Annotated in this window: 9 protein-coding genes and 2 pseudogenes; 4 read left to right on the plus strand and 7 right to left on the minus strand. The window is 50.8% G+C overall.

Translation table 11 applies throughout. The features are described from left to right. Positions 1 to 15: 15 nt before the first annotated feature. From CKL79_RS01115 to CKL79_RS01130, 4 genes and pseudogenes are all read right to left on the minus strand, one after another. A pseudogene (locus CKL79_RS01115) lies at positions 16 to 435 on the minus strand (ATP-binding cassette domain-containing protein); the annotation flags it as partial. Positions 436 to 501: 66 nt separating this feature from the next. Next, positions 502 to 1,281 carry an SDR family oxidoreductase gene (locus tag CKL79_RS01120; protein WP_121967729.1) on the minus strand — a complete coding sequence of 260 codons (780 nt, stop codon included), beginning with the start codon at positions 1,279 to 1,281 and terminating at the stop codon, positions 502 to 504. A gap of 32 nt (positions 1,282 to 1,313) precedes the next feature. Beyond that, a pseudogene (locus CKL79_RS01125) lies at positions 1,314 to 1,544 on the minus strand (hypothetical protein); the annotation flags it as partial. Between the two features lie 157 nt (positions 1,545 to 1,701). After that, complete coding sequence (locus CKL79_RS01130; RefSeq protein WP_121967731.1) at positions 1,702 to 3,030, minus strand: FAD-dependent oxidoreductase; 1,329 nt, start codon at positions 3,028 to 3,030, stop codon at positions 1,702 to 1,704. Positions 3,031 to 3,282: 252 nt separating this feature from the next. Between CKL79_RS01130 and CKL79_RS01135 the strand changes: the two genes are divergently transcribed. From CKL79_RS01135 to CKL79_RS01150, 4 genes are all read left to right on the plus strand, one after another. Further along, a complete protein-coding gene (locus tag CKL79_RS01135; protein ID WP_121967732.1) occupies positions 3,283 to 4,461 on the plus strand; it encodes a metallophosphoesterase in 1,179 nt (392 codons plus the stop codon). 240 nt (positions 4,462 to 4,701) lie between these two features. Then, positions 4,702 to 6,924, plus strand: coding sequence for a polysaccharide biosynthesis tyrosine autokinase (locus CKL79_RS01140; RefSeq protein WP_121967733.1), 2,223 nt, complete (start codon positions 4,702 to 4,704; stop codon positions 6,922 to 6,924). Between the two features lie 120 nt (positions 6,925 to 7,044). Beyond that, the gene (locus CKL79_RS01145; RefSeq protein ID WP_121967786.1) at positions 7,045 to 8,148 is read left to right on the plus strand and encodes a polysaccharide biosynthesis/export family protein; all 1,104 of its coding nucleotides are present in this window, start codon (positions 7,045 to 7,047) and stop codon (positions 8,146 to 8,148) included. A 10-nt stretch (positions 8,149 to 8,158) separates the two neighbouring features. Further along, positions 8,159 to 9,250 (plus strand): glycosyltransferase family A protein, encoded by a 1,092-nt coding sequence (locus CKL79_RS01150; protein ID WP_121967734.1) that lies wholly within the window; start codon positions 8,159 to 8,161, stop codon positions 9,248 to 9,250. A 34-nt stretch (positions 9,251 to 9,284) separates the two neighbouring features. Here the strand turns inward: CKL79_RS01150 and CKL79_RS01155 are convergent, their stop codons facing one another. From CKL79_RS01155 to CKL79_RS01165, 3 genes are all read right to left on the minus strand, one after another. After that, positions 9,285 to 10,478: a glycosyltransferase family 61 protein gene (locus CKL79_RS01155; RefSeq protein ID WP_170943915.1), complete on the minus strand. Its 1,194-nt coding sequence runs from the start codon at positions 10,476 to 10,478 to the stop codon at positions 9,285 to 9,287. 88 nt (positions 10,479 to 10,566) lie between these two features. Then, on the minus strand, positions 10,567 to 11,751 hold the full coding sequence (locus tag CKL79_RS01160; protein WP_121967736.1) for a glycosyltransferase family 61 protein: 1,185 nt from the start codon (positions 11,749 to 11,751) through the stop codon (positions 10,567 to 10,569). A gap of 594 nt (positions 11,752 to 12,345) precedes the next feature. Beyond that, positions 12,346 to 13,896, minus strand: coding sequence for a glycosyltransferase family 39 protein (locus CKL79_RS01165; RefSeq protein ID WP_170943916.1), 1,551 nt, complete (start codon positions 13,894 to 13,896; stop codon positions 12,346 to 12,348). Between the last annotated feature and the right edge of the window lie 8 nt (positions 13,897 to 13,904).

The raw sequence follows: 13,904 nt of genomic DNA on the forward strand, positions 1-13,904 counted from the left end.
GTTTGATTGGGCAGTTTAATACTCTCCTGATTCTTTAATACGCCGCACCAGATACTCTCGCATTTCGATAAAGTCTTTTGAAACCCGCAAGTCAGAAGGTGCTGTTGTTTCTAGCTTAGCTGAAAACGGATTGGGAATATCTTCTACAATCCGACCAGGATTGGCATACATAAGAATAATGCGGGTGGAGAGCAGCAGCGCTTCTTCAACATCGTGCGTGATAAAGAAAATAGTCTTGTTGGTTTTTCTCCAGATATTGTGTAAGCCCATCTGCATCGATTCGCGGGTGAAGGCGTCTAAGGCTCCGAAGGGTTCGTCCATCAGGATGACTTTAGGGTCGGCGGCTAGGGCGCGGGCGATCGCCGCTCGCTGCTTCATTCCTCCCGAGAGCTGATGCGGCAGCTTTTTTGCCGCTTCTATCAAACTCACCCGCTGATCCAGGCATGACTTAATTACCGCCATGACGCAGTCGCTGCAACCGGCCCATCAGATATTCTATCGTCATGAGCCACGCCGATAAATGAGTGTGCTAGACGACTGATCGGTGGGAACTACATAGAGTTCACTAATATTGACGTGAAGCGGACGGGTAGCAGCAAATAAGATCAGCTCAGCAATATCTTCAGCCGTGAGCGCTGTCATGCCTTTATAGACGCTTTTAGCGCGGTCGGTATCGCCACGAAAACGCACATCGCTAAACTCTGTTTCGACAAAGCCTGGCTCGATGTTGGTGACTCGAATAGGCGTTCCTAGCAAGTCCATTTTCAATCCTTCGGAGAGCACCTTAACAGCGGCTTTAGTTGCGCAGTAAATGCTGCCGCCCGGATAGGTGTAGTGAGCGGCAATGGAGCCGATATTGATCACGTGTCCCTGGCCGCGCTCGACCATGCCAGGGACTACCGCCCGAGTGACGTATAGCAGCCCTTTAATGTTGGTGTCGATCATCTCTTCGCAGTCTTGCAGCGACACTTCATACTGCTTGTCCAAGCCGCGACTGAGGCCCGCATTGTTGATCAGCACGTCGATCTTTTGCCAGTCGGCAGGCAGGGTATCAATCGCTGAGGTGACAGCATCAGACTGCTGCACATCTAAAGGGAGGAGTAGAGACTTGGCCTCATACGTTTTGCTCAGCTCGTCGGCTAGGGCCTGGAGCTTGTCTTTACGACGAGCAGACAAAATCAGCCGGGCTCCGGCCTCAGCAAAGAACCGGGCGCAGGCAGCCCCGATGCCGCTGCTAGCTCCGGTGATGAGAATGGTTTGGTTTTCAAGTGCGATCGCCATAAAGCTACAGAAAATGAGGACTAAAAACTGATTTAGATTGACACGCTAGACCGATTTTGGACGGGTACACAGCGATCCAGATAGTTTAGCAGCGCTGTTTTAAAAGGCAGTAAGTTTTTGTAAATCTGCATATCTGGGCTGAGAGACCGAACCGCCTGAGTGAGCTGAGCGGCGGTTTCAGCAGACTGTGTTACCTGCGCCAGCGGATAGATATGCGTGCGAATGGTAAACAAAATCCCCTGGCTGACAGTCAGCCGACAAAGCGTCTGACGCTCCCAGGAGTTCGGCTAGTGCTCCGCCTATAGCCGCAGGTTAGGGGGTGGTGAAAGCCAGGTGAGCGCTAGCGAGCAATCTTTGCAATAACTTCAGTCTTCTGCATAACTCGCATGGAGGTTAAAGAAGGCGATCGCTCGCCCCTCATCAAGCCAAATCTTGCTCAAATCTCTCCTGGTTAAACCAGTAGTCTCCGCCCAAAAAATCAATCAGCCGCTGGGTATCATCTTCTGCTGTCTTTAAGCAGGTAGAAGCCCCTGGCGAAGGTGTGATGTTGAAAAGAATGTTTTTACCTAAGATTTTGGCCTCGCCCATTTCCAGCTTGCGGCTGTTGAGATTGACAATTTGCGGTCGAATGCCACCATAGCCAGCAGCAAACTTAAGTTCACTCAGCTTGATCATAGGAACAATCTTTCTGACCTGATGAATAAAGAAGAACTTTCCGAAAACTGGAATGTCGTAGATGAAATTCAGGATCAGATATCGCAAAATGGTCAGCTCACTCAGAATTGCAAAAAAGCTTCTGAATGCAGCCAAGCTCAGCCCAGCGGTCTTAAAGTATTCATAGACCGTACCGTAGCGGTGGCGCTCTAGCATCGGCAGCACTTTGGCCGTCGGCCCAAATCGGGTCTGGCTGGCATCGTGAACTTCCGGGTCGCCGTGAATCGCCGCGAACGGTAGCTTAGCCATCTGCACCATATAGACCTTGCCATTTAGCAAGGCAGGCGCAAAATAAAAACTGCCCGCCGCACTCAGCAGCGCGTACTCTTTGCCGTAGCCCAGTTCTTTAGCAAACAGCAGACTGTGAGCCCCGCTGGTAACAGCTACTGTCTTAGCCAGAATAGTCTTACCGTTAGTTTTAACCAAGTAGCTGCCCGCACCCGGTTCGATAGCGGTCACCCGAGTATTCATCATCAGCTCAATCGACTTGTCGGTGGCTTGCGTGGCCTTATCGACAAACGACTGCGAGAGCTTTTGATAGTCCACCGCATAGCCATCGGGTGTAGAGAGAGCCAGCGTTTCTTCATCGGGCGATCGCCCCTTAATCACATTGGGCTCTAGCGCCGCAATTTCTTCTTGGTGAATCAGCTTGAGTGCCGGGAAAAGCGTCTTAAAACTTTCGTAGCGATCGCTTAAAAATACTGCCTCAGCCGCTCCTACCCCTAGCACCATCTTGTGATACTGGGTGTAAATCTCTTGGGCCGGGTCGTGCTTGAGCAGATAGTTCTTCACCATCGTGGCCGCACGGTTGACCTTTTTGGCCTTCTCTAGGGAATAGTTGGTCTCAATATCGCCAAAGTGCAGCGTCTGACTGTTGCTTGTCTGCTTAGAGTTGACCAGCGCAACAGCCGCATTTTTCTCGATTAGAGCAATCTTACCTACATTTGTGTAGTGACTCAGACTGTAGAGCAGCGCCGTGCCGCACACGCCGCCCCCAATGATAACAACGTCGTAAATCTCTTTTTCTTCAGTCATTCGTTTCTCTACCCTGAATTTCTCTATCCTTAAAAGAGCCCTTAAAAGAGCATTGAGTTAGTCATTGCAAAGTACTCGCAAAAACTGTAAATCTGCTGTGTTCGTCGATGCTTTTTCAGTATAGCGCTGACGCTTAGCACCCCGGATTAGCTTGGCCTGCCTAAATTTTGATCCCCCAGAGCGCTTTTGGTCACGCAAGCTTTCTCTGGGGTGGCATACTGAGAGCTGTAACTGCCAGAAGTTTTTGGAATCATGCCGATCAACCGTCGTCGCTTCGTTATTTTGGCCGGGCTTGCTGTCGGTAGCGCGGGCGCGGGTGCGATCGCCTGTACCAAATCCACCGTGCAAGCGGAAGACACCCCGCCAGCCGACCTGCTAACCAGCGAATCTGCCGCCGTCACGCCTGTTAGCTCAGCCGCTATTGGCCCAGCGGGTCTATACGCTCCCCAGCGCGGCGACGTTCGCCTGGCGGTGATCAGCGATCTAAACAGTGCCTACGGCTCTACTGACTACCGGGCAGAAGTGATCAAAGGGGTGGCTATGCTACCCGACTGGCAGCCCGATATCGTGGTCTGCGGCGGCGATATGGTCGCGGGCCAAAGCCTCAACCTGTCAGCGCGCGAAATCGAAGCGATGTGGACCGCCTTTGACGAAAAAATTCTTGCGCCAATTCGCACAGCCGGACTGCCGTTTGCCCTCACCATTGGCAACCACGATGCCTCTAGCTATCGCAACGGCGATCCCAATAGCGGCAACTATATCTACGTGCTCGACCGTCAGGAAACGGCTAGATACTGGGCAGGTCATCAGTCGGATACCGATCTCGAATTTGTAGAAGCCGGTGGCTTTCCCTTCTATTACAGCTTTAAGCAAAACGACATTTTCTATCTGACCTGGGATGCCTCTTCAGCTAATGTTCCGCCTGAGCAGGTAGCCTGGGCCGACCGTGCCCTCGCCAGCCCCGCTGCCCAGTCTGCCAAGCTGCGAATTGTGCTGGGTCACCTGCCGATGTATGCGGTTTCGCAAAGGCGCGATCGCCCCGGCGAATATCTCAACCAGGCCGATGCGCTGCGCCAACTGCTGGAGCGCCATCAGGTGCATACTTACATTAGCGGCCACCACCATGCGTATTTCCCTGGTAAAGCCGGTCAAATCAATATGCTTCATGCTGGTGCACTGGGCAGCGGCCCCAAATCTCTGCTAAATACCACCACAGCCGCTTTCCAGACGCTGACGATTATGGATGTCTTCTTAGAGACCGCTAGCACCGTCTACACTACTTACAATATGAACACACTGGAAGTTGTAGACGCCCAGTCTCTGCCCCGTCAGATCGTCGGACCCAATGGCCGAGAGTTCCGTCAAGACCTGACCTTAGCCGACTTCACGCCGACCGAGCAAGCCCAGCCCTACGTACCCAGCGAGAGCTAATTGACAAATCGGGAACCCAAACCCGGGATCACTACGTCTGATCTACTTAACTAGCACAGCTATAGCTTGTAGCCAACGAGGGGCCGCTGAGTAGTTGAGTAGACTGTCAATCAGGCTGTGGTGACTGCTGTCATCGCCAGCTAACCCCACACTTGCACGCCCCCTCAGGCGCGATAGAGTCATACAGGCTATGTCCGCCACTGACCGTCTAGTAGTTTGCCTCTCTCTCGGTTAGCCTCCATGAAATCAAAGGACTCCTTTACTCAAGAGATTGAGATCGATCTGCAAAAGTACTGGCTCGTCCTCAAACGACGCTGGCCAATTGTCGTTCTGACTTGTGCGTTGACGACGGGGCTAGCCGCTTTTGTGGCGAGTTCCCAGCAGGCGGTCTTCAGAGCCAGAGCTAAACTTCTCATTGAGTCCAATCAAGCCTCTTCGCTGATCGGCTTAGAGGGAGCCTCTAGAGAGCTGACCGCACTGACCAGCCAGGCAGACCCGATCGATACGCAGATCGAGGTATTTAAGTCGATCCCGATTGCGCAAGCAGTGATTGACGAGCTGCAGATGGAAGATGAGGCGGGCGAACCACTGGAGTCATCAACCTTTTTAAACTATTTAGACGTGAGGGCGATTCCAGGCACTGACGTACTTGAGATTGGCTATCGCGCGGCTGACCCGGAGCTGGCAACAGCGGTTGTCAATACCATTATGGGGGTCTACATTCAGAACGACATTCAGGTGAGCCGGGCAGCTGCCTCGTCAGCCCGAGAATTTATCAAAGCGCAGCTCCCTGAGAGTGAGCGAGAGGTAGACGTTGCCGAGTCAGCGCTGCGCCAGTTTAAAGAAACCAATCAGATCGTCGATCTCACTGAGGAGGCGTCAAATACCGTTCAGGTGCTCTCCGGGCTGGACGACTCGATTATTCAGATTCAAGCTGAGCTAGCCGATACGACGGCCAGAGCTAACGAGATTCAGCAGCGGCTCCGTCTTAGCTCGGCGTCAATCTATGCCGTGGGTCTAGTCAGCGAGTCGCCGGGTGTGCAGGAAGTCTTAGAAAAGCTACAGGTGGTGCAGTCTCAGCTAGCGGTTGAACGAGCCCGGTACGAAGAGGGTCATCCAGCGATCGCCACTCTACGACGCCAGGAAAGCTCCTTAACCGCGCTCGTACAGCAGCGCGTCGGCTCGGCGCTCGGTAGCAACAGTGCGGCTCTGCCCGACGACGATTTGCAGGCTGGTGAACTAGAGCTGTCTCTTATCTCAGAATTTTTGGCGCTAGAGGCTACCCGGTCGGGGTTAGCGCAGCGGCTAGCGGCCCTTGCGAATGCTCAGCAAGCCCAGGGTGTCCGGGCGCAGGTACTGCCCAGCCTCGAAAAGCGGCAGGGAGAGCTAGAGCGCAACCGCAGTGCCGCCCAGACGACCTATGAAACGCTGCTACAAAACCTGCAGCAGACGCAGGTGATTGAGAACCAGAACGTGGGGAATGCGCGGATCGTTTCTCCGGCACTGATTCCGGACGATCCGATGCCGGTACCTAGTAAGCTCTATATTGCTGCTGGTCTGATAGCTGGCGGGCTGTTGGGCCTGGCATTAGCTTTTCTGCTAGACCTGGTTGACCGCTCTATCAAAACCGTTCGTGAAGGGCAAGAGCTTTACGGCTATCCGTTAGTTGGGGTAATTCCGGCCTGGAAAAAGCTGCCAGGGCGTTCTAAAGATATAGAGCTGCCGTCTGTGCTGGTAGGAGAACCTCAACCTTTGCCAATTATTGAGTCTTACCAGGCATTGCAGGCAAATCTCAAATTCTCGTATTTGGATAAGCCGCTCAAAACCATTACGGTCACCAGCTCGGTTGCTGGCGAGGGTAAGTCAGAAGTCGCCGCTAACCTGGCGCTCACGCTGGCGCAGCTAGGGCATCTGGTCTTAGTGATTGACGCCGACATGCGCAATCCTGTGCAGCATCACATCTGGCAGGTTTCTAATTTGCAAGGATTGAGTAATGCGGTAGCGGGTCAGGTACCGCTTAAAGAGGCGATTGTTCGCCAAGAACCCAATCTTCACGTTTTGCCGGTGGGCGTGATTCCGCCCAATCCATTGGCCATTCTAGAATCTCAGCGAATGTCGGCGCTCTTACGAGAGTGTGAGACTATCTACGACTATATTATTGTCGATACACCGGCTGTTTCGGGCCGGGCAGATACCCTGACGGTGGGTAGAAGCACAGACGGTGTTTTGGTGGTGATGCAGGCCGGCCTCACCGATATAAACAGCATCAACGCGACTAAAGTCATCCTGTCGCAGTCTCAGCAGAGAGTTTTAGGGCTAGTCGCCAACGGCGTCAAGGTTAGCAGCCAGCCTGATCACTATTTCTACTACAACCAGGAGTATGTCATCAGGCAAAACCAGGAGAGTTCGCTGAGTCTCTCAAACCAGCTTAATCACGCGGGTCACACCCGCGAAAAAGTCTGAGCCTCTATTCATCATTCACGGCTTCCCTTCGGCTTACTTGCTATGTGCATATCTAACTTCAGACACTCTCATCGGCTTTTGATTATGCTGAGACTGCTTTGCTGCGCGCCGGCAGCTGCGATGCTAGTAGTTGTGGGAGGATCTGCGATCGCCCAAACACTACCAAATCTGTCAGATTCGCCAGTTGACGAGGCCCCTGGCGCAGAGACCCGTGGTGCAGAGACACCTGCTATAGACACGCCTGTAATTGACGCGCCTGTGATTAACAACCCCCCTCAAGCGCCAACTGTCTCGCCTGCCTACGCCGCCTCTGCCTACCTGCTAGGCCCCGGCGATCAAATTCAGGTCAGTGTGTACGGCTACGAAGAATACACCGGGCCGATGCTAGTCCTGCCCGACGGGACGATTACCTTGCCGGTAGTGGGCAGAGTACCCGTCGCTGGCCGCACGACCGATCAGCTTACGCAAGAACTGACGGTTGTATTAGACCGCGTTCTAGTCGATCCGTATGTTTCCGTTACCTTGGGTACGCTCCGGCCAGTGGTAGTCAATGTCTCAGGAGAAGTCTACCGGCCAGGGCCCACGCAGCTACGGGGCGCGACCAGCGCAGCGACCAATTCATTTTCTAACTCGTCAGACAATGAGCCGCCACCTTCTGTGAGTGCAGCGCTGATCGAGGCGGGCGGCGTCACCCAGACGGCTAACATTCGTGAAGTGGTCGTGCTGCGGGCGCTACCCAGCGGTGAAACGGTCAGAACTAAGGTCAACCTCTGGGACTCGCTGTGGGCTGAGTCGCTGCCAGAAAACATGCTGTTGCGCGATGGCGATCTGGTATTCGTCCCGCGTCTGGCAGAAGGCGATGTGCTCGATACTCGGCTGCTAGCGCGCTCTAGTCTATCGCCCAGCACTGTACGGGTCAGAGTCGTCGGCGAGGTAACCAGGCCAGGTGAAGTGCCCGTACCGCCCAATAGTTCGCTGTCGAGTGCGGTGGCGATCGCCGGTGGCCCCACAGACGACGCCAAACTCAGCGAAGTTGCCTTTATCCGCATGAACGATGCGGGTGAAGTAGAGCAAGAAGTTGTCAACTTAAGCAATCTGGTAGACGGCTATCAGGTGCAAGACGGCGATGTAATTGTTGTGCCTAAGACTAGTACCGGCTCAGTCTTAGACTTTGCGCAGCGCCTACTTGGCCCGCTCGGTTTCTTACTAAGGATTTTTGATTGAATAGGAAAGTATGACGCATATCAGCATTGGTATCCTTGCCTACAACGAGGCAGCCATTATTCAATCGACTTTGGATGCTTTACTCACTCAAAGCGTCTTTCAAGATCCTCATATCACATCAGAAATTGTGGTGGTGCCCAACGGCTGTACGGATGATACGGCAGCGATCGCTGAGGCTTATCTCAAGGGCACAGGCGATCGCCTAAACGCTAGCAAAGTTAGCTGGAAGGTATGCAACCTACCGCAAGCAGGCTTAGCCAATGCCTGGAACACTTTCATTCATGAGCTTTCTAGCCCGTCTGCAGACTACTTGTTCGTGATGTCTTCCGATATTCGACTGATAGAGCCCGAAACTTTTCGATCAATGGTTCGTATTTTAGAAGACCGCCCGGAAGCGTGGGTTTCTGTTGATCAACGAATCAAAGATGTCGCCTTTAAAGAGAACAAAACACCTGCCGACTGGCTATCGCTATGGATTTCAAAAATTTCTGGCGGACATTCTGTTGAAGGCGAGCCTGCTTGGATCTCAGGTCAGCTCTCCTGTACAAGAACTGCTATTTTAAGAAAGCTGTGGCTACCCCTCACACTGCCCACTGACGACTCTTTCTTTTATACGATGGTAGTCACCAATTTCTTGACAGAGCCTCCTAAACCCGAGCGGGTGCTCCTTGCGCCTGCTGCTGCGCATACCTTTGAAGCCTATACCAGTGTAAGAAAACTGTTCAAACATGAGAAGTGGCTGATCTTCGGCGCAGCTGTAAACGAGTTGCTCTACACACATTTGCAGCAGTTTCAGCCGGTTCACAATTCAGATATCTGTTCATCTATTCGGGAGAGCAATCAAAAAAATCCTGTTTGGCTGAATGAGATGGTTCGAAAAGTTACTTTAAACAGTCATGGATGGTTTATTCCTAAGTTTATTCTTATTCGGCGATTCCAAAGCCTGCGATCAACATCTCTGGCTAAAGCAGTCATAATGTTACCCCTATCAGTAGCGGCCTTTTTAGTCGATGCGACGCTGGCCTTTCAGGTCAATACAGAAATGAACAAAAGCGGCGGACTATCCACCTGGAAAGGCTCTGGCAGCTGGGGGAAGGAATAAAGTCGAGAGCGCTCTTGGCTCAGCACTAAAAGAGCTAATAGGTTATGCCTATCGAACTGTTGAGAAAAGAGTTATCTAACTTTCTCTTCAGTAACTCAGTATCTGCATGTACGTCATCAGTTCGATGGGTTATATGGGAGCTGTCACCTTTAGAATAGTCAACCAAACAGTCATACCGCAGCCCTAGCAGATGGGAGAGGTAGTAGAAAAACGGAGGACTATAGCTGCCGTTCATAAATTCAATCACCTGAGTGCCTGGGCTACACCACAGTAGGTTAGCAAGGGCAGCGCCATGAGGCGCAACAATCACTGCGGCCTGACGGAACAGCTGAATTTGCTCATCAACCGTCCGATAAGAATCTGGAATCACTTCAAAGCCGTATTGACTGACTAAGTCAATCACCTCATCTTGGTTTGAGAGGCGGCGCGTGTGCTTTCTCAGCAAAAGTAGCCGACGCTGCGGTGTTACAGGCTCAGGCGGCAAAAACCTCTGGCGCAGCAAAGCAACATTAGAGGGACTCACTCTACCAAAGCATTTTTGGTTATTCGACAGAAGCACACAGTCCGTCGTGATCCTGGTTTTGCTTTTGGTATCGACTAAAGCGTCGTGTCTTATGCCCAACTTGGTGAGATATTCACGCTCAAACTGAGTATTGAGGATGGGATAACAAAGCTTAGCCTCTGCTAATACATCAGAGCCTAGCGCCTTCTCTATGAGGCAAAATTTCGCCAGCATTACAAATAAAAAATCAAAGTATCCTAGTTTTGCCAGATGCGACCAGGGGGCAATCACGAGCGGAAAGTGAAGCCGTCTGAGCTTCACAGGAAAGTCTCGATAGCCAGAAGTCGCCCCAAAGTCTAAGTCTAGTAAGGTCTTGTTGTTAACTAAAACGCTGCCAGAGCTACAAAGGCTGAGTTGCTTTATCTTGCCGCCGCGCTGTAGCTTCCAAACATAGTCCGTCTCATAATCTATGCAGTTAGTATTCATATACTCAGGACTGCGGAAAGCATTGACGCTCAAGGAGTGCGATTCATCTATCGGGTAGGCAGGCAGCTCTATCGGCGCGTCTTGCGATTCATACACCACCGAGTCTTGAAGCAACGCGACGGTCTCCTCTCGGTTGAGGGCACGTCTCCAAAAAGTCAAAATGTATTCGACAACTGGTTTGGCGTAGCTTTTTGTGGCGTAGAGTAGAGCTTTCGTCCTATCTTTTAGACTAACTTTCATGAGAAGACCTACTTGGTTGCTACATCGAATAAGCAATCGGCCATTTTCAAGCGCCATCCCTATGGTAAAATTTCCTACGATTTGGCCGTCATTCTGTCACACAGTTGACAAGTATTTTATCTAACTTTTTCTTCAGCAGTTCAGTATCTGTATATATATCGTTAGCATGATACGCTCTGTAAGAGCTGTCACCTTTAGAATAGTCAACCAAACAGTCATACCGCAGCCCTAGCAGATGGGAGAGGTAGTAGAAAAACGGAGGACTATAGCTGCCGTTCATAAATTCAATCACCTGAGTGCCTGGGCTACACCACAGTAGGTTAGCAAGGGCAGCGCCATGAGGCGCAACAATCACTGCGGCCTGACGGAACAGCTGAATTTGCTCATCAACCGTCCGATAAGAATCTGGAATCACTTCAAAGCCGTATTGACTGACTAAGTCAATCACCTCATCTTGGTTTGAGAGGCGGCGCGTGTGCTTTCTCAGCAAAAGCAGCCGTCGCTGCTGCGTCACAGGTTCAGGCGGCAAAAACCTCTGACGCAGCAACGCAACATTAGAGGGGCTCACTCTACCAGAACGGCCCTGGTTATTTGATAGAAGCATGCAGTCTGCAGTGATTCTGGTTTTGCTTTTGGTATCGACTAAAGCGTCACACCCCACGCCCAGCTTGGTGAGATATTCACGCTCAAACTGAGTATTGAGGATGGGATAGCAAAGCTTAGCCTTTGCTAATACATCAGAGCCTAGCGCCTTCTCTACGAGGCAAAATTTTGTCAATATCTGTAGTAGAAAATCGAAATATCCAATGCTAGCGTTGTGTGACCAGGGGGCAATCACGAGCGGAAAGTGAAGCCGTCTGAGCTTCACAGGAAAATCTCGATAGCCAGAGGTCGCCCCAAAGTCTAAGTTTATTAAGATCTTGTTGTTAACTAAAACGCTGCCGGAGCTACAAAGGCTGAGCTGCTTTATCTTGCCGCCGCGCTGTAGCTTCCAAACATAGTCCGTCTCATAATCTATGCAGTTAGTATTCATATACTCAGGACTGCGAAAACCATTGACGCTCAAAGAGTTCGATTCATCTATCGGGTAGGCAGGCAGCTCTATCGGCGCGTCTTTCGATTCATACACCACTGAGTCTTGAAGCAACGCGACGGTCTCCTCTCGGTCAAGAGCACGTCTCCAAAAAGCTAAAATGTATTCGGCAACTGGTTTGGCGTAGCTTTTTGTGGCGTAGAGTAGAGCTTTCGTCCTATCTTTTAGACTAACTTTCATGAGAAAACCTGCTTGGTCGCCATAGTCCCAGAGACTTTTGACAAATAAAAAGCAAAGTTAAGACTCTTCGCTTTAGTGTCTATTCGAAGCATTGCTATTCAAAAGCGTTGCCTTCCAAAATATGGAAGATTGTACCATTTTTTAATAGGCTTTACGTTTCTAAGTCTGCTGAACTTGGATAGTCATGCAGTGATAGTCATGCAGTGGCTAATTACTCAGACGCATACCTGTAGAAAGTGTGCCTGACTGACTGCGTTTTTCCCAATGGTTTAAGCCTGGTTCCAGCTCAGTTTGTTTGAGGCGGTTTAGGTAGGGGTCTTCTACTGTTGAGTGATGAAGCAATCAGGAGATTGCGCAGGTTTTGCTTAAATAACGAATTCAGCATTTTGCCTATGCAATCTGATTCGTTATAAGCAAAGTACCAATGCTAATGGACAATCCTATTGCTTCGGGTTGGCACCGACGGGGCATCCTTTTGAGTTTGGCTTTCGCACTATTGATAGTCATAGCGTCTACCCGTTGCTTGTGAAGATATAAAAGCTGACTAGCAAATTTTCAAGAATCTAAGTGTTTATACGGTAGTTTTTAAGTATTTTATACTCTTCCTAACTTCCACAGCACATCAGAAATAATTGGCTGAATTGAGTATTTATTTTTGACAGATTCGAAAAGGAAACCAGACGGGCTATATAGAAAGATGTCGCTGTAGCTGTTTGGTATGTCCGGCGTGAGCTGCGTTAGATTATCTTTTGGCTCCAGTAAAGGTAGATACCTGGTTTCTGGCTGAAGATAGTGGCTGAGGGAGAAATAGTTGATAAAGTAAGCGTCGCTGATAACCAGGGGAGAAGCAGCTGAGTTTATGATCTTGGCCACTTCATGGTGAATGTTCTGCTTGTCTTTTATCCACCACTCTTCAGCGGCTGTGTACTGGTAGCAAGAAAGGGTTGCAACCACCAGTACCGCTATAGACCAACAAGCCCAAAACCTACGCGAGGCTGTTTGGGGGGTAAAAAGCTTGTTTGCCATGAAGCAGGCGACGGCTATATTGATGCCAATGTAGCTAGGAACGAGGTATCGCGCTTGTGTCGTCGCGATCGCCCCGAGCAAAGCGTCATGAATCCCCAGACAGAGCCAAGGAACGACCGACAGGCAGACAATAAAACTAGAGGTCTCTCTATCTACATTTTTGGCCACCCAGAACAAGATATAGATAACGGCGGCAGTAAAGGCCAGGCAGTACAAACCAAAAGCGGCCTTACCAAAGAAAGACATATTGTCATCACTACCAAAATCGACGACCAGCAGGCCGACGTTGCGCAGCAATGACTGAGGATAGATCAAAGGGCTAGGGGGCGATCGCTGCCCGCCTGCATTAGAAGGCGGATGAGTAATTAAAATTTGAATCCATGGCGAAAAAAGAATCAGGCTCGCGAATGAAGCCGCCGCGAAACAGAGCAGCTTTCGGTCTGGCCGCGATCTAGTCAGCAGGTACGCCGCATGAGCAACCATAGTCAAGACTGTAAACATGAAGGTATACAGCCCTAGCGCCATTGAAAGGCTGTAAGTCAGCCAGCCGATCAGCCGCCTGCTATTTACGGCACTGACTAGAGCAATGCACGAAAGCAAGGTGAGTGCTACCCAGAGACTGTAGGGACGGGCTTCCTGTGAGTAAATCAGATGAAACGGAGAAACCGCCATCATAGCTGTAGCGATCCAGGCAACTTGCCAGGTTTCAAATAGCAGCCAGCAAAGCCAAAACATCAAGGGCAGAGATAAAAGGCCAAAGAGCACCGAGAGGCTGCGCAAGACCCAGATAGAGTTGCCCAACCACTGAACCCAAGATCGCGCCATCAGAAAGTAGAGAGGCGTAAGCTGCGGCTCAAAGTTAATCAGTCCGTCAATCGTATCTTGAAAGGTCTTACCGCTAGAGATACTCGGATACTGATAACGGGCGATATCCTGAAAAGTAACGATTTCACCCGTAACAAGCTGTGCCTTGACCGCTTCTCTAGAAAAGCCTGAAATCTGTAGCCCAGTGTATACTTCGTCGAACCAGAAGACCTTTGAGTCAATGTTTGACGTTCTAAACACACAGCCTAAAGCTATCAGCAGAACCAACAACAGGCTCACCATTTTCTTACTCATAACAAAGT

Source organism: Leptolyngbya sp. BC1307 (assembly GCF_002286735.1).
Classification (GTDB): domain Bacteria; phylum Cyanobacteriota; class Cyanobacteriia; order Phormidesmidales; family Phormidesmidaceae; genus Phormidesmis.

What these genes read in the sequence shown, in the direction of transcription:
- CKL79_RS01120 (WP_121967729.1), bottom strand. Translation starts at nt 1,281, where the DNA reads ATGGCGATCGCACTTGAAAACCAAACCATTCTCATCACCGGAGCTAGC.
- CKL79_RS01130 (WP_121967731.1), bottom strand. Translation starts at nt 3,030, where the DNA reads ATGACTGAAGAAAAAGAGATTTACGACGTTGTTATCATTGGGGGCGGC.
- CKL79_RS01135 (WP_121967732.1), top strand. Translation starts at nt 3,283, where the DNA reads ATGCCGATCAACCGTCGTCGCTTCGTTATTTTGGCCGGGCTTGCTGTC.
- CKL79_RS01140 (WP_121967733.1), top strand. Translation starts at nt 4,702, where the DNA reads ATGAAATCAAAGGACTCCTTTACTCAAGAGATTGAGATCGATCTGCAA.
- CKL79_RS01145 (WP_121967786.1), top strand. Translation starts at nt 7,045, where the DNA reads ATGCTAGTAGTTGTGGGAGGATCTGCGATCGCCCAAACACTACCAAAT.
- CKL79_RS01150 (WP_121967734.1), top strand. Translation starts at nt 8,159, where the DNA reads ATGACGCATATCAGCATTGGTATCCTTGCCTACAACGAGGCAGCCATT.
- CKL79_RS01155 (WP_170943915.1), bottom strand. Translation starts at nt 10,478, where the DNA reads ATGAAAGTTAGTCTAAAAGATAGGACGAAAGCTCTACTCTACGCCACA.
- CKL79_RS01160 (WP_121967736.1), bottom strand. Translation starts at nt 11,751, where the DNA reads ATGAAAGTTAGTCTAAAAGATAGGACGAAAGCTCTACTCTACGCCACA.
- CKL79_RS01165 (WP_170943916.1), bottom strand. Translation starts at nt 13,896, where the DNA reads ATGAGTAAGAAAATGGTGAGCCTGTTGTTGGTTCTGCTGATAGCTTTA.